Annotated in this window: 23 protein-coding genes, 5 tRNA genes and 1 riboswitch; of the genes, 7 read left to right on the top strand and 21 right to left on the bottom strand. The window is 46.1% G+C overall.

The window, feature by feature from the left end:
• Positions 1-6 precede the first annotated feature (6 nt).
• A complete protein-coding gene (locus QMA04_RS16305) occupies positions 7-1098 on the top strand; it encodes an NAD(P)-dependent alcohol dehydrogenase (RefSeq protein ID WP_290187037.1) in 1092 nt (363 codons plus the stop codon).
• Positions 1099-1302: 204 nt separating this feature from the next.
• On the opposite strand, the gene QMA04_RS16310 is transcribed toward QMA04_RS16305, so the two are convergent.
• From QMA04_RS16310 to QMA04_RS16325, 4 genes are all read right to left on the bottom strand, one after another.
• Positions 1303-1584 carry a hypothetical protein gene (locus QMA04_RS16310; RefSeq protein WP_290187039.1) on the bottom strand — a complete coding sequence of 94 codons (282 nt, stop codon included), beginning with the start codon at positions 1582-1584 and terminating at the stop codon, positions 1303-1305.
• Positions 1553-2605, bottom strand: coding sequence for a DUF1565 domain-containing protein (locus QMA04_RS16315; RefSeq protein WP_290187041.1), 1053 nt, complete (start codon positions 2603-2605; stop codon positions 1553-1555). Before QMA04_RS16315 ends, QMA04_RS16310 begins: the two co-directional genes overlap by 32 nt.
• A gap of 340 nt (positions 2606-2945) precedes the next feature.
• Complete coding sequence (locus QMA04_RS16320) at positions 2946-3953, bottom strand: LLM class flavin-dependent oxidoreductase (RefSeq protein ID WP_290187043.1); 1008 nt, start codon at positions 3951-3953, stop codon at positions 2946-2948.
• A 32-nt stretch (positions 3954-3985) separates the two neighbouring features.
• Positions 3986-4792 carry an alpha/beta hydrolase gene (locus tag QMA04_RS16325; RefSeq protein WP_290187045.1) on the bottom strand — a complete coding sequence of 269 codons (807 nt, stop codon included), beginning with the start codon at positions 4790-4792 and terminating at the stop codon, positions 3986-3988.
• A 113-nt stretch (positions 4793-4905) separates the two neighbouring features.
• Between QMA04_RS16325 and QMA04_RS16330 the strand changes: the two genes are divergently transcribed.
• Complete coding sequence (locus QMA04_RS16330) at positions 4906-5421, top strand: gamma carbonic anhydrase (RefSeq protein WP_290187046.1); 516 nt, start codon at positions 4906-4908, stop codon at positions 5419-5421.
• Between the two features lie 53 nt (positions 5422-5474).
• Here the strand turns inward: QMA04_RS16330 and metK are convergent, their stop codons facing one another.
• Positions 5475-6683, bottom strand: coding sequence for a methionine adenosyltransferase (gene metK / locus QMA04_RS16335; protein ID WP_290187048.1), 1209 nt, complete (start codon positions 6681-6683; stop codon positions 5475-5477).
• Between the two features lie 200 nt (positions 6684-6883).
• A riboswitch (SAM riboswitch) is annotated at positions 6884-6996 on the bottom strand.
• A gap of 412 nt (positions 6997-7408) precedes the next feature.
• Between metK and pckA the strand changes: the two genes are divergently transcribed.
• Positions 7409-8998, top strand: coding sequence for a phosphoenolpyruvate carboxykinase (ATP) (pckA, locus tag QMA04_RS16340; protein WP_191716664.1), 1590 nt, complete (start codon positions 7409-7411; stop codon positions 8996-8998).
• Positions 8999-9059: 61 nt separating this feature from the next.
• Here the strand turns inward: pckA and QMA04_RS16345 are convergent, their stop codons facing one another.
• The 3 genes from QMA04_RS16345 to QMA04_RS16355 form a co-directional block, all read right to left on the bottom strand.
• Complete coding sequence (locus tag QMA04_RS16345) at positions 9060-9842, bottom strand: alpha/beta hydrolase family protein (RefSeq protein WP_290187050.1); 783 nt, start codon at positions 9840-9842, stop codon at positions 9060-9062.
• Positions 9823-10281: an RNA deprotection pyrophosphohydrolase gene (gene ytkD, locus QMA04_RS16350; RefSeq protein ID WP_290187053.1), complete on the bottom strand. Its 459-nt coding sequence runs from the start codon at positions 10279-10281 to the stop codon at positions 9823-9825. The genes QMA04_RS16345 and ytkD overlap by 20 nt, the downstream gene beginning before the upstream one ends.
• Before the next feature lie 66 nt (positions 10282-10347).
• Entirely contained in the window at positions 10348-10794 is a 447-nt protein-coding gene (locus QMA04_RS16355) for a Dps family protein (protein WP_290187054.1), read from the bottom strand.
• A gap of 107 nt (positions 10795-10901) precedes the next feature.
• Between QMA04_RS16355 and yidD the strand changes: the two genes are divergently transcribed.
• Both yidD and QMA04_RS16365 read left to right on the top strand, forming a co-directional pair.
• Positions 10902-11132, top strand: a complete 231-nt coding sequence (gene yidD / locus QMA04_RS16360) for a membrane protein insertion efficiency factor YidD (protein ID WP_191716661.1) — start codon at positions 10902-10904, stop codon at positions 11130-11132.
• 87 nt (positions 11133-11219) lie between these two features.
• Positions 11220-12206: a metal ABC transporter solute-binding protein, Zn/Mn family gene (locus QMA04_RS16365; protein ID WP_290187056.1), complete on the top strand. Its 987-nt coding sequence runs from the start codon at positions 11220-11222 to the stop codon at positions 12204-12206.
• Between the two features lie 79 nt (positions 12207-12285).
• Here QMA04_RS16365 and QMA04_RS16370 read toward each other — a convergent pair whose 3' ends face one another.
• The 8 genes from QMA04_RS16370 to QMA04_RS16405 all read right to left on the bottom strand — a co-directional run bounded on the left by QMA04_RS16370 (position 12286) and on the right by QMA04_RS16405 (position 21158).
• Positions 12286-12954: an MOSC domain-containing protein gene (locus QMA04_RS16370; protein WP_290187058.1), complete on the bottom strand. Its 669-nt coding sequence runs from the start codon at positions 12952-12954 to the stop codon at positions 12286-12288.
• 61 nt (positions 12955-13015) lie between these two features.
• The gene (locus QMA04_RS16375; protein ID WP_191716659.1) at positions 13016-13735 is read right to left on the bottom strand and encodes an AAA family ATPase; all 720 of its coding nucleotides are present in this window, start codon (positions 13733-13735) and stop codon (positions 13016-13018) included.
• Positions 13736-13890: 155 nt separating this feature from the next.
• Positions 13891-14952, bottom strand: coding sequence for an o-succinylbenzoate synthase (gene menC, locus QMA04_RS16380; RefSeq protein WP_290187061.1), 1062 nt, complete (start codon positions 14950-14952; stop codon positions 13891-13893).
• Positions 14943-16376 (bottom strand): o-succinylbenzoate--CoA ligase, encoded by a 1434-nt coding sequence (locus QMA04_RS16385; protein WP_290187076.1) that lies wholly within the window; start codon positions 16374-16376, stop codon positions 14943-14945. The genes menC and QMA04_RS16385 overlap by 10 nt, the downstream gene beginning before the upstream one ends.
• A gap of 64 nt (positions 16377-16440) precedes the next feature.
• On the bottom strand, positions 16441-17259 hold the full coding sequence (gene menB, locus QMA04_RS16390) for a 1,4-dihydroxy-2-naphthoyl-CoA synthase (RefSeq protein ID WP_191716657.1): 819 nt from the start codon (positions 17257-17259) through the stop codon (positions 16441-16443).
• Entirely contained in the window at positions 17256-18083 is an 828-nt protein-coding gene (menH, locus tag QMA04_RS16395; protein WP_290187064.1) for a 2-succinyl-6-hydroxy-2,4-cyclohexadiene-1-carboxylate synthase, read from the bottom strand. The genes menB and menH overlap by 4 nt, the downstream gene beginning before the upstream one ends.
• Positions 18080-19780 (bottom strand): 2-succinyl-5-enolpyruvyl-6-hydroxy-3-cyclohexene-1-carboxylic-acid synthase, encoded by a 1701-nt coding sequence (gene menD / locus QMA04_RS16400; RefSeq protein ID WP_290187066.1) that lies wholly within the window; start codon positions 19778-19780, stop codon positions 18080-18082. The genes menH and menD overlap by 4 nt, the downstream gene beginning before the upstream one ends.
• The gene (locus QMA04_RS16405) at positions 19767-21158 is read right to left on the bottom strand and encodes an isochorismate synthase (protein WP_203341249.1); all 1392 of its coding nucleotides are present in this window, start codon (positions 21156-21158) and stop codon (positions 19767-19769) included. The genes menD and QMA04_RS16405 overlap by 14 nt, the downstream gene beginning before the upstream one ends.
• Before the next feature lie 170 nt (positions 21159-21328).
• Here QMA04_RS16405 and QMA04_RS16410 point away from each other — a divergent pair, with 170 nt between their 5' ends.
• Together QMA04_RS16410 and QMA04_RS16415 are read left to right on the top strand one after the other, a co-directional pair.
• Positions 21329-22240, top strand: coding sequence for a 1,4-dihydroxy-2-naphthoate polyprenyltransferase (locus QMA04_RS16410; RefSeq protein ID WP_191716653.1), 912 nt, complete (start codon positions 21329-21331; stop codon positions 22238-22240).
• Positions 22241-22365: 125 nt separating this feature from the next.
• Positions 22366-23331, top strand: a complete 966-nt coding sequence (locus QMA04_RS16415; RefSeq protein WP_191716750.1) for a DMT family transporter — start codon at positions 22366-22368, stop codon at positions 23329-23331.
• 12 nt (positions 23332-23343) lie between these two features.
• Here the strand turns inward: QMA04_RS16415 and QMA04_RS16420 are convergent.
• The 5 genes from QMA04_RS16420 to QMA04_RS16440 all read right to left on the bottom strand — a co-directional run bounded on the left by QMA04_RS16420 (position 23344) and on the right by QMA04_RS16440 (position 23757).
• Positions 23344-23415 (bottom strand) — tRNA-Glu (locus tag QMA04_RS16420).
• 6 nt (positions 23416-23421) lie between these two features.
• Positions 23422-23512, bottom strand: a tRNA-Ser gene (locus tag QMA04_RS16425).
• 4 nt (positions 23513-23516) lie between these two features.
• Positions 23517-23591 (bottom strand) — tRNA-Asn (locus tag QMA04_RS16430).
• Position 23592: 1 nt separating this feature from the next.
• A tRNA-Ile gene (locus QMA04_RS16435) sits at positions 23593-23669 on the bottom strand.
• A 14-nt stretch (positions 23670-23683) separates the two neighbouring features.
• Positions 23684-23757: transfer RNA gene (locus QMA04_RS16440), tRNA-Gly, on the bottom strand.
• Position 23758: the final 1 nt, after the last annotated feature.

The raw sequence follows: 23758 nt of genomic DNA on the forward strand, positions 1-23758 counted from the left end.
ATTTGAATGAAAATCCAAGCAGCTGTAACACATGGTTTAGGAGAAGATTTTAAATTTGAAGAAGTGGAATTGGGCGAACCGAAGATGAATGAGGTATTGGTCAAAATTGTAGCATCGGGAGTTTGCCACACAGATGCCGTGGCACGGGATTTAGGATTATCCCCATTTCCTGCTGTTCTTGGGCATGAAGGCTCGGGAGTTGTTGAAAAAGTGGGGGCTGCAGTGACAACGATTAAGGCTGGCGACCACGTGGTGCTGTCTTTCGCTTATTGTGGCCACTGTGAAAATTGCCTGACTGGACACCCGACGGTTTGCCTGAACTTCAACGAATTGAACTTTGGCGGCAAAATGCAGGACGGCACAAACCGAATCCATCACCACGACCACGCCGTGTCGACGTTTTTCGGCCAATCGTCTTTTGGAACTTTTGCGGTTGCTCATGAACGCAATGTCATCAAAGTCGATCCAGGAGTCGATTTGGCGCTCCTCGGTCCACTTGGCTGTGGCATTCAGACTGGCGCTGGTACAGTATTGAACCGGTTCAATCCCGAATTCGGTTCTTCCATCGCCATTTATGGCAGTGGCGCAGTTGGATTGAGTGCTGTCATGGCTGCAAAAATTGCAGGTTGCCTTAACATCATTGCGGTTGATATCCACGACAACCGCCTGGAACTGGCCAAAGAACTTGGTGCGACACATACCTTAAACGGAAAAAATGTCGACGTCGTACAGGAAATCAAAAAAATCACCAACGGAGGAACCCATTATGCCGTTGAAACGACAGGGGTACCGCCTGTAGTCAAACAAGCCATCCATGCCCTCCGTCCACTCGGTTCATGCGCCATTGTCGGCGTAACACCTGAAATCACCTTTGATGTCCATAATGACATCATGGCGGAAGGCAAAACGGTAATGGGCGTAATTGAAGGCGACTCTATTCCGCAAGTGTTCATTCCCCAATTGGTCGATTATTACAAACAAGGTCTGTTTCCGTTCGATAAACTGATTAAAGTGTATGATTTTGACCAGATTAACGATGCATTCGAAGACTCAAAAAAAGGAATCACGATCAAGCCGATTGTCCGAATTGGCCAATAATAAAATCCACTTTTTGCAAAGGAAGTTCATAGGCTGCAGATAGGCATGGAGCAATCGTACCCTTCTGCAGCTTTTCTACCTTTTAGCGTCTTGAAGCTGCAACTTGCTTAATCAATAAACAAGCCATACTCGAGCCGGAAATCCTATTTCACTCTTGATCGAGGAACTTCTTTCCTCAAACTTTCCCAGATGAATATTCCACAGTCATTCAAAAATCCCCTTTATCGGAGAATCTTCAGCGAATCTGAAATCAAAACTACTGGAATTCACATATTTGGGATCTGTATACCTTGTTGCTTTGTCAGTTCCTGAAACTGATTCAAAGGCTGTAAAAGAAGTGAATTCTTCATCTTCCCAAATCCAAATCCCCTTTTCTCCATTTTCTTTATGAAACACATTTTGAATGAGTTTATTATTTTTCCCTGTTTTAAAATAATTAGCGATGAAAATACGATTAGCACCAGCAGTTAAGATGTTTTTTTTCAATCTTGTTGCCTTGTGCATCATGCTGAATCATCAATTGTCCCCCGCCTATTCCCTTGGCATCATTCCTGTACAATATGTTTTTCGCAATATGGGAATTGCGGGTCCCTCCACGCTCCTCGTCATACCCACCAATGGATATACCGGTATACGCATTTCCATAGACCGTATTTTTATGAATCTTGATGTGTTCGGCAGCCTGTCCTTGTTGTTCTGACGTTGCTTCAATTCCAATATCATTTTTATAAACCAGGTTCTCTTCAATGTTAATATCTCTTCCCCCATCCACATAAATCCCTGCCGCACTGTATTCATTTCCATAAGCAGGATTGCCGTATGCTGAGATGGCGTATACTTCGTTTTGGAAAACAACGCCGTTTCGCGCATAATCCATTTTTTTATTCGATGAGATGCCTTCGTGTCCAATCAAATCGATGCCGATATTATTGCATCTGCGCACCACGTTTCCGCTGATTTCAAACCCCTCAATATTTCCATTGAGGACGAGCGCTTCACTGGTTCCAAGCTTAAGATCCTCCACTTTATTATTGAGCAACTTAATGTCTTTTATTGCATTGACGCCATATACCGCTATGCCATGAGCATTCCCTTGATCTGAATGGGTTTCAATTCGCCGCACATGATTATGATCCAATCGGATGTGGCTGCTCGACCCTGTGACCAGAATCCCCATCACAGTCGCGTCTGCTGAATCTGTCGATAGATCCTGTACAGTGAATCCACTGATCGCCACATGATTTTTATTGTCAATTGTAATCATGGCGGTGTCGTCTTCCACACTCTTAAAACCCTTTCCACTCAGGATGACTTGTTCATTTTGGTAAGGCTTGAATACAATCGGCATAGATCTGCTGCCGCTGTGTTTGATCGTCAATTTTTCTTCATATGTTCCTTCACGCACATAGACAGTAGTCCCTGCTTTTGCCAATAAAGCTGCTTGTTTTAATGTTTTCAATGGCTGTTCCACTGTTCCGCTTTGCTGATCATCTCCATCAATTGACACGTAAATCTCTAGGTGCTTTTCATCATGGCCGGTCAAATAAGCAAAGGCTGCAGCAATCGCAAATATTGCGAAAAAACGGCGGCTGCTTTTTTCATTTCACACCTCTTTCCCAAATAAGGTTACAAATCCTAACATCTACTTTAACTGCAGTTACATAGATGATGACAGATGGTATTTTTATCTTTCGATATCTGCTTTGAACATATATTTTTAAAAATTAAATGTATACAATGAAATAAAATAATTTGAATATTCAATCCATTTTTACTGAATTCCCCTTTTTTATTCTAAATTTTTGGAAACAAAAATCTGCCATAAAAATACGCCGATAAGATTTCTCCTATCGGCGTTTCTGCATTTCTTCCGCAATCAATCGGAAAGTTTTAAGTTTGTCATTAAAGTCGTAAGCCGATGAAACCAGCATCACTTCATCCGCTCCATATTCGGATGACATAATTTCCAGTTTGTCCACTACCTGCTCCGGTGTACCGACGACCATTCGGCGGCGGTTTTCAGCGACCAATAACTTTTCAAATTTGGAATAGGGATATGCCCTAGCATTTTCAGGAGGCGGTGTGCCTTTTGAAGGCATTCCCTGCGCACCCATGCACAAGGACAGATCCATCGATGAAGCCACCCACTCCGCCTGTTCGGCCGTTTCCTGACAGACGACGAATATCGCGAAGCCTACCCGGGGTTCGCTTTCTTTATGAGACTTAAACTGTTTCCGGTATTCTTTGGCAAACTCCTGTCCGCCTTCGCCATTGATGAAATGAGCGAACATATAAGGCAATCCTTTTTCCGCTGCCAGCTGTGCCGAGTTTTCACTTGACCCCAATATCCAGATCGGCGGGCTATGCTTCGTCACCGGTGTCGCTTTCATTCCGTAATACGGATGTTCTTCGGGAATCGAATCCATCAAGTACATGCGCAGCTCATCGATTTGTTTAGGGAATTGGCTGGTGTCCCGTTTTTTGCCTTCGTTCAATGCATAGGAAGCACGCGGCATGCCTCCAGGTGCACGGCCGACTCCGGCATCGATTCTGTCTGGATACAACGCTTCCAGCAGCTTAAAGTTTTCAGCAATTTTAAAAGGGGCATAATGCGGCAGCATGACACCACCCGATCCCAACCGAATAGTGTTGGTCACCGCTCCGAGATGGGCGATCAGCACTTCTGGCGAAGAGCCGGCCAGGGTCGTCGCATCGTGATGCTCAGATACCCAAAAGCGGGTATACCCCCATTGCTCAGCTTTTTGTGCAAGAACCGCCGTCTGTTTCAAGGCTTCCTGCGGTGAACTGCCTTCTGAAATCGGGGATTGGTCCAGTATGCTATAGCTTAATGCCATTGTAATCTCTCCTCTGCGCCATTTATTCTCGTTCACTCTTCAACCAAGTAACCGACCGACCGCAGCACTGTATAGATAAATGCTTGCGCCGCTTGAAAAACTTCTTCTTTTTCCGGTTCCTGAAAAATGTCGTGATAGCAGAATTTCCATTCCTTATAACTAAACTCGGTAAGCTGCTGCTTCAGCAGCCATTGCCGGGATGCGTCTATTTCAGTAATCATATCCCGCTCTGCTGTATGCAGATACGTCGGAATCCGAGGATACAAGTCGACAGCAGCTGCGGTTTCTTTCATATAGCTCTGCAACTCCTTATACCATCCAGAGGTGATGACTGAATGGTACAGTTTGTTTTCAGTTTCCTGATCTAAGGAAAATTGGTCTCTGGTCAAATGGCGGAGTTCAATGCCATGTTCCATTTTCCTCCGGCCCGTCAACTGAGAAACTCCCGGAAATGCATGAGGTGCTTTCGGAGGCAATTTCTTCAATTGAAGCCATGGAGAGGTGAAAATGGCACCGGCCACATTGAACTTTCGGTTTGCCAGCACATTCATCGCTATGGTTGCGCCCAGTCCATGCGCTATGACAAATACCGGCAAATCATTTTCCGATGACAGTTTCAGCATTTCACTTACTGCCTGCTCGTAGTCATCAAACGATTCACGGTGTACGTGATCGGCACCAGCATTCCTGCCATGGCCCGGCAAATCTCCCGTATAGACATGAAATCCAGCCGATCGCCATTTCTCAATTTGCCATGCATAACGCAGATGCTGCTCATACGCGCTATGGATCAATACCACTACCGCTTTTGCTGTGCCTTCCGCCTGCCATTTCCACATATTCCGACTTCCTTTCTCCACCAATAATTCTTACTGCTGTATTTCCTATTTGACGTTTTGATTTGATTTGTTACGATTATAGAATATCTTATCTTTTTTAAAGGAGCTTTGCCATGATTTATCCATATAAAGACAAATTCCCCCAAATCGATCCATCGGTTTTCATCGCTGACTATACGACCATCTCGGGTGATGTGACGATTGGCGCCCATTCATCGGTTTGGTTCAACACGGTTATCCGCGGCGATGTCTCACCAACCATTATCGGCAATAAAGTCAATATCCAGGATCTTTGCATGCTTCATCAAAGCCCTGGCAAAACCTTGCTTTTGGAAGATGAAGTGACCATTGGCCATCAAGTGACTTTGCATAGCTGCATCATCCGCAAAGGGGCGCTGGTAGGCATGGGGTCCGTCATTCTCGACGGAGCGGAAATCGGAGAAGGTGCATTTGTCGGAGCGGGCAGCTTGGTTCCTCCCGGAAAAGTCATTCCACCCGGCATGCTTGCGCTCGGCCGTCCCGCAAAAGTGGTCCGTGAACTGCGCGAAGATGACAAAATCGACATGGAACGCATCGTTCGCGAATATGCGGAAAAAGGGGCTTATTACAAATCTCTTCAAAAAGACTAACAAAAAAAGGATGACCAGGCATCGCTGCCCGGTCATCCTTTTCTAACGCATGTTTAAATACCAGCTTCTACGCCAGCTTTTTCTTTAAGAATTGCTGCTTTGTCAGTACGTTCCCAAGGAAGATCAACATCCGTACGGCCAAAGTGTCCGTAAGCTGCAGTCTGCTTGTAGATCGGGCGGCGCAGATCCAACATTTTGATGATGCCGGCAGGACGCAAATCAAAGTTTGCACGTACCAAATCATCCAATTTGTCTTCATCTACTTTGCCCGTGCCGAATGTATCGAAAGCGATAGACACAGGATGTGCTACTCCGATTGCATACGCCAACTGCACTTCGCATTTGTCTGCAAGGCCTGCAGCAACGATGTTTTTAGCTACATAACGGGCTGCGTAAGCTGCTGAACGGTCAACTTTTGTCGCGTCTTTACCGGAGAAAGCACCGCCGCCATGGCGAGCATAGCCACCGTAGGTATCTACGATGATTTTGCGGCCAGTCAAGCCCGCATCTCCTTGAGGTCCGCCAATTACGAAACGCCCAGTTGGATTGATAAAGTATTTGGTGTCTTCATCGATCCATTTTGCCGGAACGACTTCTTTGATGACGTATTCTTTAATATTGCGTTGAATCTGTTCAAGCGTTACTTCCGGGTGGTGCTGAGTAGAGATAACAATTGTGTCCACGCGTAGCGGTTTATTGTTTTCATCATATTCAACTGTCACCTGCGTTTTGCCATCCGGGCGCAAATATGGAAGAATTTCTTCCTTGCGTACTTCAGCCAAGCGGCGCGCCAATTTATGTGCCAATGAAATCGGCAATGGCATTAATTCTTCAGTTTCGTTGTTGGCATATCCGAACATCAACCCTTGGTCGCCTGCTCCGATATCGTCCATTTCTTTATCTGTCATTTGGCCTTCACGTGATTCAAGTGCCACATTGACTCCGGCAGCAATATCCGGCGATTGCTCATCGATCGCTGTAAGAACTGCACTTGTTTCTGAATCGAAACCATATTTAGCGCGTGTGTATCCAATTTCTCTTACCGTTTGTCTAACGACTTTTGGAATGTCCACATAAGTGGAAGTAGTGATCTCCCCTGCTACTAAAACAAGTCCTGTCGTTACAGTCGTTTCACACGCAACACGTGCGTTTGGATCCTCGGTTAAGATTGCATCCAAAATAGCATCTGAGATTTGGTCACAGATTTTGTCCGGATGCCCTTCTGTTACTGATTCTGAAGTAAATAATCGACGGTTTTTCAAAAAATGTTCCTCCTTATATCCTGCGAGATTGCTCTCGAAATTGATACGGTACTCGTTTCCCATGTCAAGTCCGTTCCGGAATTTCCGGATTGAACTTCAAGCCGTCTGTGGCCTTTCACACGAGGATTAAGGGCATTCCATAAAAAAATCCCTTCACTCATTCGTCATGAGGAAAGGAGAATCATCATAAGCACCTTTCACTCTTATCATCCAAGGCCTGTAAGCCTTGTTTCAGGTTTGGCACCATCACTGCAGTTGCAGCAGGTTGCCGGGTTTCATAGGGCCTGTCCCCTCCACCAGCTCGGAATAAGAGTATCCGTTCAATTTTTCATCATACGGAAATAGTTTGGGGATGTCAACGATTTCGGCGAATAAAATGCTCAAATTTTATTGCTGGATGCTCTCATCCTACGCAGTGAACATTCGTGAAGTTCTTTTCCTATCGGCCAGGAAACTGCAATAATTTCTAATTGGGATTATGTGATTTCATACAGCTCCTGTTATGATGGGAGTTAGCCCCATCTTTAAAACAATATGACCTTCGAATTTTCCAAGGAGCAACAGCCTCCGTCCTTCCCAATCCCCTAATATAGAACCTTATTTCAATATTTTTTCAATTCTGCAGCGAATTAGTATAGACTAATGAACCTAATGTGTTATACTAATGAACGAATATACATCCTCCCCATCGCCATGGGAATAACAGAAAAGGAAGGTACATATATATGACTTCAGTGAACTTTGCAAACGATTTGAAGGATCTTTTGACTGGCCCAAATGTACATGTTCAATTATCAGTGCCACAATTAGTGGAAGCAGCAACATCTCGCGGAGAAGCGGTTTTGACACGGGAAGGCGCTGTTAAAGCGGAGACTGGGAAATACACAGGCCGCTCGCCGAAAGACAAATACATGGTCGAAGAAGAAAGTTCTAAAAACAAAGTCGACTGGGGCAATGTGAACCGTCCGATTTCCAGCGAAGTGTTCGAAAACCTGTACGCTAAAGTGCTTAAACACCTAAAAGAAAAAGATGCGCTATACGTATTCAAAGGATTCGCCGGAGCTGACCACGAATCCCGTGTACCGATCCAAACTATCAATGAGTACGCGTGGCATAACCTGTTTGCCCACCAATTGTTCATCCGTCCGACGGCTGAAGAATTGAAAACGCATGAAGCTGAATTCACTGTAGTCTATGCTCCTACATTCATGGCAGACCCTGCAGTTGATGGGACCGCTTCTGAAACATTCATCATTGTATCGATGGAACAACGCATCATTTTGATCGGGGGTACTGAATACGCCGGCGAAATGAAGAAGTCCATCTTCTCAATCATGAACTACTTATTGCCTGAAAAAGGCATTCTTCCTATGCACTGTTCAGCGAACGTTGGCCAAGACGGCGATGTGACTTTGTTCTTCGGCTTGTCCGGTACAGGCAAAACGACTTTGTCAGCTGATGGAGACCGTAAATTGGTCGGTGATGACGAGCATGGCTGGTCCGATAATGGCGTCTTCAATATCGAAGGCGGCTGCTATGCCAAAACCATCAACTTGTCACGCGAAAACGAACCACAAATCTACGACGCCATCCGTTTTGGTTCTGTCCTTGAAAACGTGGTAGTGGATCCGGATACACGCATCCCTGACTACAACGATGGTTCATTGACTGAAAATACACGTGCTGCTTACCCAATGCAGGCAATCGATAATATTGTAGACCCTTCAATTGCTGGACATCCGAAAACGATCGTCTTCTTGACAGCAGATGCATTCGGCGTCTTGCCTCCAATCAGCAAGTTGACGAAAGAACAGGCGATGTACCATTTCCTAAGCGGCTATACATCAAAATTGGCTGGTACAGAACGCGGCATTACATCTCCTGAAGCAACATTCTCTACTTGCTTCGGTTCACCATTCCTGCCGTTGCACGCAACGGTCTATGCAGAAATGCTCGGCAATAAAATCGATGAGCACGGCGTTCAAGTCTTCCTTGTCAACACAGGTTGGACTGGCGGCGTCTACGGAGTCGGCAGCCGCATGAAGCTTTCTTACACGCGTACAATGGTTCGCGCTGCCATCAAAGGCGAGTTGAACAACGTACCGACCGAAAAAGAAGCGATCTTCGGCCTCGAGATTCCTGTAGAAGTACCAGGAGTGCCGACAGAAGTATTGAACCCACGCAATGCATGGGCAGACAAAGAAGCTTATGACCAGAAAGCAACGGAATTGGCACAGAAATTCCAAGAGAACTTCCAAAAGTTCGGTACTGTCGCACCGGAAATTACTACACTCGGCGGACCACTTCAAAAATAAGCATATGTTAAAAAACCGTTCGGAGAAATCCGAACGGTTTTTTTGTTTGGATTCAGTTAAATCATTTTTTTTCTTGTTCACCCATCCACTTACAGACTGCTTGTACTGTTTGGCGATTTGCTGCCGGCGGAAAAAAATGTGTGTAATCCGGAAAATACCAGGTTTCGTGCGTCTGCCCATTCAGCTTTAATGCTTCTTCCAACAGAAAAGCTTGAGCCGGATAGACGTTTTCATCCTTCAGGCCATGAATGATCAAAAAAGGGGCTGCACTTTCCTCGATCCGCAACAAGGGATTGCGTTCTTCGTATTCAGCCAATGCTGTGTTGGGCGTCCCGCCATAGAGCCGTTTCATCATGCGCCGCATGTCCGGCCGCTCTTTATATGTCAGTACTGTATCTGTTACACCCGCCCACGTAACGACAGATGCAATATCCGGGCGAAGGATTGCCGTCCATAAAGCCATGATGCCGCCTCTTGAAAACGCCAGCAGATGCACGTTTTCGTTGCTGTAGTGCTTCAGGACATCGACTGCATGGACCGCATCCCACCGGTCTGCCCCCGCAAATTCATCACGGCCTTCACCACCCCGGTTGCCTCTGTAATAAGGCGCAAACACGACAAAGCCCTGTGCCGCAAATTGGGCGATCCGAGCAGGGCGCACCATTCCGATCGACTGGATGCCACCCCTTAAATACAAAATGCCGCTATAGTTTCCGGGCTCCTTAGGCTCTGCCAGCATGCCTTTTACCCTTAATCCTTCCGACCAATAAATAATTTCCGTCAAACGGACATGAGGATTCGGTGATGGATAAGGTTTCTTTTTATCAATCATTCCATTTTCCAAGCTGCTTCACCTTCTCTATTATTGTCTTCATTCCTTCGTCTTTCATCAAAAAACTGTAGCTGTCGTCCAACTCCAAATTTCCTGATAACACGATTCCTTGCGTTTCAAGAAGCGGGATCCGATCAATTTTTTCGATTTCCCCTGTAAAGACCGTTTTGCAAAAAGGAATTTCCGAAAAAACCACGTATTCTGCAAACCATTCTAGGTCCTTCAGATGAGCGCCCGTTTCTTCATAAACTTCCCTCATCGCCGCCTCCTGTAAACTTTCACCCGCTTCTACTTTGCCTCCGGGAAATTCCAGTCCGCGCTCATTATGCCGTGTCAATAGCCATTGCCCTTTGTAACGGCTGATCACCAACACATGCCTGCTCTCAATTGAGAAGCTGTTTTCTTCGAATGATAATTGACATAAATAACCGTTTAAATCTGTATACTGCATTTTTTCACCCCGATGCCATAGGAAAAGCGTACACTAGAATTCAGTGTACGCTTGTATAGTTCTATTTTACTTCTTTTCACCCAGGAATGCTGATAACATCCAAGAATGTTTTTCGAGGTTCTGGTGAATAGCATTCAGCATATCTTCTGTCATGTCGTCGCCGTCTTCAGCCGCCAATTCCATGCCTTTTTTCAAAGATTTCATGATTTTGTCGTAGTCACTGACAACGGTATCAACCATTTCTTCGGCTGTTTCTTTTTTGTTTGCTTCTTCAATAACAGACAGCTCAAGCTGCTCTCTCATTGTAGCGACCGGTTTTCCGCCCAATGCCAACAAGCGCTCAGCGATTTCATCCATATGAAGGGTTGCTTCGTTATACAATTCTTCAAATTTCACATGCAGAGTAAAGAACGAAGGCCCTTTCACGTACCAATGAAAATTATGTAATTTTGTATAAGCTACAGACCATGTAGCCACCTGTACGTTTAATTCGTGGTTTAATTCGTTTGACATTTCCAATCACACTCCAATTAGTTTGATAAGTACTTATACTTTATTTATACCTCTAATGCCCCTACAATAAACATATGGAGAACTCACCCGAAAAGAGCTGAACAATCATGAAGACGGTTTTACTGAAGATTTTCCGCTTCTACCAGCGGTTCATCTCGCCTTTGTCTCCGCCAAGCTGCCGTTTCTATCCGACCTGTTCCCATTATGGAATCGAAGCGGTTGAGAAGCATGGCGCATTGAAAGGCGGGTATTTGGCAGCCAAACGCATTTTGAGCTGTCACCCTTTCCATAAAGGCGGGATTGATTTTGTCCCGGAAGAATGGCCACCAAAAAAATAATTGGTGGTTTTTCTTGTGTTTTTAAAGAGCTTCCTGTAATATTCAAATAGTCATTAAAACGTAATCGTTACATTTTGGAGGTTGAATATGAAAAAGATTCTATTATTGGTACCCTTGATTTTGTTATTGGCAGCTTGTGGAAAGACAAGTGAAGAAGCACAAAGCGTGGATGGAGATCCGGAAAAACTGCAGGTGTACACAACAGTTTATCCCCTGACTTATTTCACTGAGCGCATTGCTGGAGATTTGGTCGATGTCCGATCAATCTATCCGGCAGGTTCAAATGAACATACTTTTGAACCTACACAGCAAGAGATGATCAAGTTGGCAGATGCTGATTTGATGTTTTCAATCGGTCTGGGGCTGGAAGGATTTATCGACAGCGCCAAACAAACTTTACAGAATGAAAACGTCGAATTCATTGCCACAGCCGATCAGATTTCAGATGAAGACCTGGAAGCAGCTCTTGGCCATAAAGAAGAGGAACACGAAGAAGAGCATGATGAAGCACATGCCGAAGAAGCGGAAAGCCACGATGGCCATGATCACGGTTCTACTGACCCACATGTCTGGATGTCTCCGATGCTTAGCGAGAAACTGGCGGAATCCATCAAGGTTTCGTTGACACAGGCTGATCCGGAAAATGCAGAAGTTTACGAAAGCAATTATACGGAACTGGTTGCGGAGTTAGAGACTTTGGATCGATCCTTCGAAGCTTTGTCTGAACGTGTCAGCAAAGATACTTTCTTCGTCTCTCACGCGGCTTTCAGCTACCTTTCTGAACCTTATGGCTTTGAACAAGTTGCGATTGCAGGATTGAACAGCCAGGATGAACCATCGCAAAAAGAGTTGACCAAAATCGTCGATTTGGCGAAAGAAAAAGACGTTCAGTACATTGTCTTCGAACAAAATGTTTCTTCCAATTTGACGGAAGTCATTCAAAACGAAGTAGGTGCAGAAGCGATTCAAATGCATAATCTCGGTGTATTGACACAGGAGGATATCGACAACGAAGAAACTTACTTCACCTTAATGGAAAAAAATCTGCAGGTACTGGAAACAATTCTGAAATAAAAAAGGTACACCAATCCATTAAAAAGCACGGCAGCTGAAATTTCGCTGCCGTGCTTTTTGATGGGAAAGAAAAGGTATGCTACTTTCCAGAAGTCAGCTTAATCAACCGCTTTGTCAGAAATTGCCGCCATTCATCTGCAAGTTCTTCCGCTTCAAGCACTTTGACGATGCCATCAACATCTTTCGGGCGATGGAAATTGATTTCATTGGCATAGAGAACTGATACTTGTTGAGGATCTTTCGATACTAAACGGATGGTTGAATCGGCTCTGATTGTCCCTTCTTCCAGGACTCGGCATAAATATCCTGTATAGCCTGTCTTAACCATGTCTTTCAGCAGCGGCTTCATATCGAGCCGCTTGTCGATTGTATGGCAAGGAACTCTACCCTGCGTCACTTGAATAATGGCTTCTCCCACCTGAAAAATATCGCCAATGCAGACAGCCTGCTCCAGCATATTCGTTACTGTCAGGTTTTCTCCAAAAGCAGCGTGGGGCAATTGTGTGCCGAAATGGCCATTCCAGTAATCATAATGTTCATAAGGATAAATGCAGACAGCGCGATCCGGTCCCCCATGGTGCTTCAGGTCCGCCACGCCATCTCCCTCGAAACCATCTTTGGTTAAATATACTTTTTCCACCTGTTTTTTTCGTATAGCCGTTTCCATAGTTTTGCCGTCTCCATAGACCATCTTTTCCGGCATGCCGACAGCAAGATTTTTTATGGCTGCTCTCTCCGAATTTGTCACATTCACCCCACCTTTTGTTTATACTAATGATTCTCATTTTCTTCCATTGTACAACGGCTTGTCAATCCTCCAAAATCTCTTTCAAAAACTTTTCCCGATGGTCCAGAAAATATTTAGTGATTCGGTAATGGTCTGTCATTTCATAATCGATTTCTTCAATGGAGCCGCCATCAAAGCTCAAGATTTTGGCATCCGGATAGCCAAGAAGAATAGGCGAATGGGTCGCGATGATGAACTGGCAATTTTCCTCATCAATCAAATCCTTCAATATTCGCAGAAACGTCAATTGCCGCTGCGGCGATAATGCTGCCTCGGGCTCGTCCAGCAAATACAGGGCACGGCCGTTAAAACGGTTCAAGAACAAAGACAGGAATGATTCACCGTGTGATTGTTCGTGCAAGGAACGGCCTCCATACGATTGGAAACCATCCCCGTCGATTTCTTCAAGATGTGTGGCAAAGTTGTAAAACGATTCCGCACGCATAAAGAACCCATTCGTGACTTTCGGCATCCAGGAAAGCCGGATATAGTCGCCCAATGCCGATTCAGCGGCATGGACTTCATAGGTATTATTGCGGCCTCCTCCAGCTGTATTAAAACCACATTTATCCGCTATGGCCTCGAGCAATGTAGACTTGCCCGAGCCATTCTCCCCTACAAAAAAAGTAATTGGATTGCTCAAATCCAGTTGATCCATAGTGCCGATCGAAGGAACAGTAAAAGGATACTGTCCATAATCGTCGATTTCTTCTTTCAATAAACTGATTCGATTCAAAAACATGGATGCACCTCCCTGGCTTCTTCCCTCAGATCTTTAAAAGAATGATCACAACCGCTAATTATTCATTACTGTTAATTTTTATTCATTGTCTCATATTATTTCCCAACTGCAAACAAAAATTCCACCTGATAAAAAAGGTCTGAACCATAATTGATTCAGACCACTGTATAACCGATTCCCGGTTGATCGCTCAAAACGATTTCGCCATTTTCTACTATGATTTCAGGCTCGATGATATCTTTCTCCCAGAAATGTCCGGAAGCTGAAAAATCACCAGGGTAGATGATTCCCGGCAACGATGCCAAAGCCAGATTATGGGCTTTGGAAACGCCGAATTCAATCATTCCCCCGACCCAGGTACCGATGGAATGGGTCCGGCACAGTTCGATCACTTTTAATGTTTCTGTCCATCCCCCAAGCCGGCTCATTTTCAAGACGATAATGTCGCCGGCTTTCCGGTCAATCATTTCCTGCATATCTTCCACAGAGGCAATACTTTCATCCAAACAGATCTTCGTGTCCAGCTCTTTTTTCGCCTGTGCATGCAACTCCCATTGCCGTTCGCCAAAAGGCTGTTCAATCAGCGTAAAGCCGATATCGTCGAATGTTTTCAATCGTTCAACACTGTGTGTCTGGAAACTGCCATTGGCATCTGCAAAAAACAGGATTTCCGGGTAGGCGGCAACAATCGTTTTCAATAAAGTACGATCTGTTTCAGGGTGTATCTTTATTTTTATTCGCCGGTAACCGGAGTTCACAGCCTGTGCCACCTGCTCTGCTATTTTTGAAGGGTCCGCAGCTACAACCACGCCTGCTGGAATCGCTTGCCGGGAACCTCCAACAAACTTCCACAATGGTTGTTGGTCCACTTTGGCGAACAAATCCCATACCGCCATTTCAACCGCCGCTTTGGCCATCCGGTTGCCTTTGACAGTTTGGAACAACTCCCAAACTTCGTTTGGATGGCTGATGGTTTTACCGTCAAGAAGCGGCAGCAACGAATGCACCAATACAAAACGGCAGCCGGTAATCGTCTCTTCTGTATACCAGGGCGTTTCGAAAGCCACGCATTCCCCGTAGCCGACATGCCCTTTATCACCGGTCACCGAAACAATGATCACTTCACGCTCTTCCACTTGCTGCAGCACCGTTTTAAACGGTTTCCGCAGCGGTTTCCGCACCGTCTCCAACTGGATGTCCCGGATAGTTACAGCCATGTTCTCAACTCTCTTCTCAAAAGCTTGTTGGAGGCATTGCGGGGCAGCTCCTCAACAAACAGCAGCTGCTTTGGCACTTTATAAGAAGCGATCTGCTCGCGGCAATACACCAACAGCTCATCCGCCGTCGCTTCTTTGTTCAACACCACGAACGCTACGGGAACTTCTCCCCATTTATCACTCGGCCCACCGCATACACCGGCTTCACGGACAGCGGGATGGGCCAGCAACACTTTTTCAATTTCAGCGGGATAGACATTTTCCCCACCTGAAACAATCAGGTCTGAACGGCGATCCACCACAAATAAAAACCCTTCATTATCTAAATAACCGATGTCCCCGGTATGGAGCCAGCCGTCTTCCTGAACTTTCCGTTCAGCAAATTTGCCGATGTATCCAGGCGTGACTTGAGGACCGTGAATAAGGATTTCGCCTTTTTCTCCCGGTTCCTCTGTGCCATCAATTTTCACTTGATATAAAAACAGCGGTTTGCCGGAAGAGCCGATTTTTCGTTCGGCATCCGCTGATTGCAAAGTGGTAGTCTGAGAAGATGTTTCCGTCATGCCGTATGTCTGCAGCACCGGAATTCCACATTTTTCTGCGCGATTGATGTAGGCGACCGGAATCGGTCCTCCTCCTGCAAGAATCGCTTTGAAACGGGGAGAAGCCGGCATTGCGGCTTCTTCCACATTTGCCAGAATACGCTCCAGCATCACCCCGACCATGGACATGTACGTCACCGTGCCGTTGCAGATTTCCTCTGCACTGCGCTGGGCATCGAATTTTTCATACAACCGCACTCCCATACCGTAGATTAGCGATCTCATGAGAATCGAAAAACCGCTGATGTGGAACAGCGGGACTGAACAAAGCCAGACATCTTCAGGGGCAATTCCTATATTAAGCGCTGATGAAACTGCACTGGAGAAATGATTCTCGGCTGTCTGACGGACTCCTTTCGGGTTCCCAGTAGTACCCGAGGTATACATGATCGAAATGGTGCGGTCCTGTTGCCATTGTTTTTGCGGTTCGAATGCTGCCGGTTCCGTTTCATCCAATTGGCTGAACAAAATCACATTGGCTGCGTCTATTTTCTCCTTCAGGACATCAACCACCAATACATAATTTACCTGGGCATCTTCAATTTGATAGGCCAGTTCAGCTTTCGCCAAACGCTCATTCAACATGACCATCTCACAGCCTAAATGAAGGCAGCCGTACATGACAAAAACAAAATCAGGATTGGACTTGGCAAGGATCGCTACACGCGAATCGGCTTTAACGCCAAGTGCTGACAATTTGCCGGCATAAACAAGCGCCAGATCATTGATTTCTGAAAATGTCCATTGCCGCTCCTCGAATGACAAGGCCATACGGTCTCCACTCAAATAACTCCGCTGGCTCAACCAGTTCGGATACGTCATTTTAAAAAATCCTTTCTTCAAAAAAAGCTGTCCCCTGAGAGGACAGCTTTCAATTATTCGGTGATCAAGGAAAACGTGGGAATTGGCCAAAGTCCGGTTTGCGTTTTTCTTTGAACGCATCGCGGCCTTCTTTTGCTTCATCCGTTGTGTAGTACAACAATGTCGCGTCTCCAGCCATCTGCTGCAATCCGGCAAGGCCATCTGTATCTGCATTCATTGCCGCTTTAACGAAACGAAGAGCAGTTGGGCTCATTTCAAGCATTTCCTGGCACCATTGAACGGTCTCGTCTTCCAGCTGGTCCAGAGGAACCACTGTGTTGACTAAGCCCATATCCAATGCTTCCTGCGCATCGTATTGACGGCATAGGTACCAGATTTCACGTGCTTTCTTGTGTCCGATGATGCGTGCCAAGTAACCCGAACCATAGCCGGCATCAAATGAACCAACGCGCGGGCCAGTTTGGCCGAAACGTGCGTTATCAGCTGCGATCGTCAAGTCACATACTACGTGAAGGACATGTCCGCCGCCGATTGCATATCCTGCAACCATTGCGATGACCGGTTTTGGAATAACACGGATCAAACGCTGAAGGTCCAAGACGTTCAAACGCGGAATTTCATCTTCCCCTACATAGCCGCCATGTCCGCGTACGGATTGGTCTCCGCCTGAACAGAAAGCTTTTTCGCCTTCTCCTGTCAAAATGATGACGCCGACATCTGAATTATCACGTGCACGTGAAAATGCATCGATCAATTCGTGAACCGTTTTTGGACGGAATGCATTGCGCACTTCCGGACGGTTGATGGTAATTTTAGCAATACCATTAAAAATTTCATACTTGATATCTTCATATGTACGTTCTGTAATCCACTCGCGTGTCATGATTTTCCTCCTTGATAGTTCAAACTTGAATACTCCCTTACTATTGTAGCAAATTCAGCAGGTTTTTCCACATGTATTGCATGCCCGCCTTCAATAGTTTTATGAACAGCATCCGGCAGCAGCTCAGCCATCTCTTCGGCGATTGCTCTAAACTTCCCATCCAATTGCCCTGTCACCAATAAAACCGGTGTTTCTAAGTTCTTCAGCAACTCCCAGTAAGATTCCTGCGCACCTGTGCCCATCCCTTTCAAACTGTTTGCAAGGCCAATGGGATTCTGTGCCAACCTTTCTTCCCGGATAGCTTGTTTCACCGGCTCAGAGAGGGATTTCTGGCTGTTGAACAACGGAATGTTTTCCCAACGGTCAACAAAATTCGTTATTCCACCGGCAGCAATCCGCTGCGCCAGTCCTTCATCACGAGTTTGCCGTTCTTGCTGTTCTTCATCAGTCCGAAGCCCCGGAGACGCACTTTCCAATACCAATCCTTTAAGGCGTTCCGGAAAATTGCAGGCATAAGCAAGTGCGGTGCGTCCGCCCATCGAATAGCCGATAAGCGTCAATCCCTCCAAACCCAACTGGGCGAACAACGCATCCAGGTCTTCCACCTGCCGTTGCATTCGATAATGCTCGATCTCTTCCGGACAATCCGTTTCGCCGTGGCCAATCAAGTCGATCAGAACGATTTTCACATCGTTCCATCCTTCAATGACCGGCTGCCAGCTTTTTATGCTGCCGGTAAAGCCATGCAAAAAGACAATCGTTTCCTGTTGGTCGGCATTGATTATCTCCACATGGTAACTTACTCCATTAACATCCAGTTTCATTGCGTTGCCAGCTCCTCATTAAAGCGGCTCCATAATTTGCGGTGCGTCACAACATTGTGCTGTCGGTCTGTAAACACTTCAATGATTTTTACGGCTTTATTTTTCGGCTGGTCCAATGCTTCCGCCAATTGTTCAGCCGTTTCCACCGCTGCATACTGTGCATCGTACATTTTCGCTGCATCACTAAAAGTCAGTCCTGTCGGCGTTCCAAATAAATCCTCAAAATGATGTTCTTCCTGAGACTGAGGCAAATAGGAGAAGATACCGCCGCCATCGTTATTCATGATGACAATGGTCAGATCCGTTTCCTGCATTTTGGACGCAATCAGCCCATTCATATCATGTAAAAATGACAAATCACCGATAAACAGATAAGCCGGCCGCTGTTTCGCAGCCTGAACCCCAAACGCTGTTGACACTACGCCATCAATGCCGTTCGCTCCCCGGTTTGCATACACCATGACATCCCGCTCTGTCGCTTTAAAAAAGGTATCAACGTCACGGATTGGCATGCTGCTGCCGACAATCAGATCGCAAGCTTCCAATCTGTCAAAAAATACTTTGGCCAAGACACCTTCGTCCAATTCTTCCTGGCAGTGGCGCTCGACAACTTCCCAGTAAAGGGCGGATGCTGCTGTCCATTTTTCACGGTAAGAGTTGGCATTTCCAGTGTCCATAGGCATTTTCCATAAACTATTCGCCGATGCCTGGATATGGTGCGTCACCACGGATTGGGCATCCCGCAACATGGGGCTTTCGTCAAAGACAATGTACTTTTCCGGTTTTGCTGCAGCTAAGAACAAAGTCAATGGCTTTGAAACCGGCTGCGGTCCGACGCGGATGACCACTTCAGGCACCACGTCTTCTTTAAATGCTTCACTTTTCAATAAAGCGTCGTAAGAATCGATAATAAAGTGTCTTGCTTCCGCAGGCACATTGCCCCGCAGATTCGACAGCGGATCCGCCAATACCGGCCAACCGAGATTTTGAATAAAGCCCCAGAATTCCTCCGGCATCGGTGCAGTCATTTCGCCGACAATCAGCAAGCCTTTTTCTTTTTTCACAAGGTCCTGCAGAAATGCCTGGCTATCAGCACTCAATGACATCTCACCGCCAAAATGAGCAATTTCACCAAGGCTTTCATACGCCTGTTCGAAATCAATACGCAATGGTTCGCGGAAAGGCACATTGATATGTACCGGGCCTTTTGGTTCGCTGCTGGCATTTCGGACAGAACGATGCAGATGGCGGGATAGGAACGCCAATTGATTTTCCGTTTCCGGCAATGGCAGATCCGTCGCCCATTTCACATGTGAGCCAAATAAATTAATTTGATTGATTGCTTGAGGAGCCCCTACTTCCCGCAGTTCATGCGGACGATCTGCCGTTACGACAATCAATGGAACCCGTGCATAATAGGCTTCGACGATTGCAGGAAAATAATTTGCTGCCGCCGTTCCGGATGTACATAACAACATCACCGGTTTGCCGGAAGCCTTCGCCATGCCCAGTGCAAAATAAGCTGCTGAACGTTCATCAATCTGCCGATAGACTGTCATCCCTTCCTGCTTCATACAGGCATAGGCAAGCGGCGTTGAACGGGATCCCGGACTGATAACCGCGTCCGTCACTCCCTGCTCGACCAGCGAATGGGTAAATGCGGATACGTACTCTGTTAATGCTTCACGACTCGTCACTCAATTGACCTCCCAATGCCCGAAGCATCGGTCTGAATTTAACCCATGTCTCGTCATACTCTGATTGCGGTGTAGAATCGGCTACAATTCCGCCTCCCGCATATAAATAAGCCTCTTTTCCATCCAATAAAGCCGAACGGATGGCAACAGCGAATTCACCGTCTCCTTTAGCGTCAATCCAGCCGACGGGCGCTGCATAATAGCCGCGGTTCAATGCCTCATACTCCCGGATCATCTCCATAGCTTCCAGTTTAGGCTCTCCACCAAGTGCTGGCGTCGGGTGGAGGGCTTCCACCAAATCAAACAAAGTAGCACCTGGATTTAAATTACCTTCCACCGGTGTATATAAGTGCTGGATATCCCTGATCTTCATCAATTTCGGCAGTTTAGGGACACTTGCCTGACTGCAATAAGCTTCAAAAACCTCAGAAATCATATTGACCACGTATTGGTGTTCTCCACGGTTTTTGGGATCTGCCAGCAAAGCATTTCCCAGTTCCGTATCTTTCTCGACAGTTTTCCCGCGAGGCGTAGAGCCCGCCAAACAAGTGGAAAGTGCTTTTTTGTCTTCCACTTTCACTAGCCGTTCCGGTGTGGCCCCAAAGAAAAACTGCTCTTCTGCTTCAAGCCCGAAGAGGAAACTTTCGGGTTGTTCGTTGGATACCTGGTACAAGGCAGCCGTCGGCGAAAGTTTTTCATCGAACTCCAGCTTCAACGCACGTGCGATAACGACTTTCTCCACCTCTTCAGCTTTGATGGTGTCGGTGACTTGTTGAATGGAATGCAGGTATTCCTCTTTTCTCAATTCCAGATGGCCAATTGCCTGTGGCTTATCGTATTTGTCCACTTCGGATACTTGAGCTGCATGAATCAACTTGTCGCGCTCTTTGCGCAATGCCTCAAATTCGGCAAAGCTCTCTTGTTGTTCAGTGATCAGATGAATGCTGACGTAAGCCTGCTCGCCTTTTAAAATAAGCTGGAAAGTCGGCACAGCGAAATAAGCTTGCGGGAAATTTGTCCATTCACTTTCCTTATCGTTTAACGGATCAAATGAAAATCCTCCAAACAGCACTGGCTGTACAGCATGCTCTTCATTGACGATTTGCCGGCATAAGCTCTTCCAATCAACTTTGATATTCTGAAACCGGCCTTGTGCCGCATCTGATGTCAAAACGTGGGCATGCCCGAGTCCAACAAGCGTAAAGGTCTTTTCACGATTTTGCCAATACATGCGCTTTCCTGCATGGCCGTCTCTGCCCGCTTCAAAAAAAGCTAACGCGGACATGCGGGTTACTTCGATTGTTTCCGTATAAAAGCGGTAGCCTTCGTAACGGCTTTCCGCAAATTGCTGGGTCGATGAATACGATTCTGAATTCACCTGATTACCTCCGTTTTAAACAATAGTTTAGTTTATTTCATTCAGTATTCTACTTTTTAATCTCTATCCTCTATCATACTCTTTTCTGCTAAAATCAGCACATCATATGCTGTATTTGCCTCTATTTTGAAGTACAATGAAGAGTGGAAAGAATTAAAGGAGAGATATACATGACACATTCACTACAGGCAGACAGCGGATGGCGCGTCTGGTGGCAGTTAACCCGTCCCCATACCTTAACCGCTTCCTTCGCTCCCGTTTTTCTGGGAACGATGATTGCTTTGCATTATTCTACGATCAACTGGACTTTATTTTTAGCTATGCTGATCGCAAGTTTATTGATTCAGGCAGCTACGAATATGTTCAATGAGTATTACGATTTCGCCCGTGGCTTAGATAACGAGAAATCTGTCGGCATCGGCGGCGCAATCGTACGGAACGGCGTCAAACCCAAAACCGTTCTGATGTTGGCGTTGTTGCTTTACGTGATAGCCGGTGCAATCGGAATCTATATTTGTTCACAGACTACTTGGTGGCTATTAGTCGTAGGCGGAGTGGCAATGATGATCGGCTACCTTTATACAGGCGGACCTTATCCGATTGCCTATACCCCTTTCGGAGAACTCTTTTCCGGAGTCGTCATGGGCTACTTGATCGTCATCATCGCCTTCTATATTCAAACAGGCACCGTGACTCTGGAAGCATCTTTGCTTGCTGTTCCGAGTACTTTGTTGGTGGCAGCTATCATGATGTCCAATAATATCCGTGACATTGTGGGAGATGAAGAAAGCGGCCGCAAGACGCTGGCGATTTTAGTTAGAAGACCGGCAGCAGTCAATATTCTGATGTTTTTCTTTATTATTGCTTATGCATGGATTGTCATCCTAGTTATTTCAGGGACATTGACACCCTGGGCTTTACTGGTTTTTCTGAGCGTCCTCAAACCGGTTAAAGTTGTGCAGATCTTTAAACGCTATACGGAACCGTTACAAGTAATGCCGGCTATGAAGGATACAGGTAAAACAAATACATTTTTCGCATTTTTGCTGGGCATCGGTTTATTGATTGACTACCTACTATAATAGAAGGCTCAAAAGGGATTTCTTCGGAGATCCCTTTTTGTGTTTAAATTACACTTTGAAAAATCGATAGCCATACGATATAGTAGATAGATAATTCAGGAGATTCTAGTTTGGAGGGGAAGAAGCTGAAACCTGTCATTATCGGCATTTGCGCCGCATTTTTCTTCGCCTTTACGTTTGTATTGAACGCTATCATGGAAGCCGGCGGAGGCAGCTGGATTTGGAGTGCTTCTCTCCGCTTTATTTTTATGGTTCCTTTTTTGTTGGTTATTGTTCTTATGCGAGGCAATTTGAAACAATTGCTGCTGGAAATGAACAAAAATAAAAGAGCATGGGCGCTCTGGAGTTTTGTCGGATTTGGGTTGTTCTATGCCCCACTGTGTTTTGCCGCTGCCTATTCGCCGGGATGGCTAATAGCCGGTACATGGCAAATCACCATAATAGCAGGTACGCTGCTGGCTCCACTTTTTCTAATTACTCTACATACAAATAAAGGGCCCCTTCAAGTCAGAGGCCAAATCCCCATTAAGGGATTGCTGGTATCACTTATCATCGTGGCCGGTGTCAGCCTGATGCAATTGGAACACATAGCTTCTGTTTCCTCAGCTTCAATATGGTTCGGTTTTCTTCCAGTTATACTCGCTGCTTTTGCCTATCCATTAGGAAATAGAAAGATGATGGAAGTGTGCGATGGCAGACTGGACGCTTATCAAAGAGTACTGGGAATGGCATTAGCGAGCCTTCCTTTTTGGTTTTTGCTGTCACTCTATGGCCTGTTTACAGTTGGTGGACCGACGGGATCGCAAAGCATCCAAACACTGGTCGTGGCAATCAGTTCAGGAGTCATTGCCACCGTACTGTTTTTTAAAGCAACGGATCTGGTCAGAGGGAATATGCAAAAGTTGGCCGCAGTGGAAGCTACCCAATCTATGGAAGTTGTATTTGCCTTAATAGGGGAAATCCTTTTCTTGTCAATTGCATGGCCTTCTGCATTATCCTGGTGCGGCATCGTACTCGTCATGCTTGGGATGACGGTCCACAGCTACATTTCTGGACAAAAGAAAAAAAGTGTCATGCAACTGAATGCATGACACTTTTTATGATGACCCCTACGGGATTCGAACCCGTGTTACCGCCGTGAAAGGGCGGTGTCTTAACCGCTTGACCAAGGGGCCATATACTGGCGGAGAAGGAGGGATTTGAACCCTCGCGCCGGTTGCCCGACCTACACCCTTAGCAGGGGCGCCTCTTCAGCCACTTGAGTACTTCCCCAGTATGGCTCCGAAGGTAGGACTCGAACCTACGACCATCGCATTAACAGTGCGGTGCTCTACCACTGAGCTACTTCGGAATGGTGGGCCTAAATGGACTCGAACCATCGACCTCACGCTTATCAGGCGTGCGCTCTAACCAGCTGAGCTATAGGCCCATATGTATATAAAATGGAGCGGGTGAAGGGAATCGAACCCTCATCATCAGCTTGGAAGGCTGAGGTTTTACCACTAAACTACACCCGCA

The sequence above is a fragment of the Planococcus sp. APC 3900 genome (genome assembly GCF_030407735.1).
Taxonomy (GTDB): domain Bacteria; phylum Bacillota; class Bacilli; order Bacillales_A; family Planococcaceae; genus Planococcus; species Planococcus notacanthi.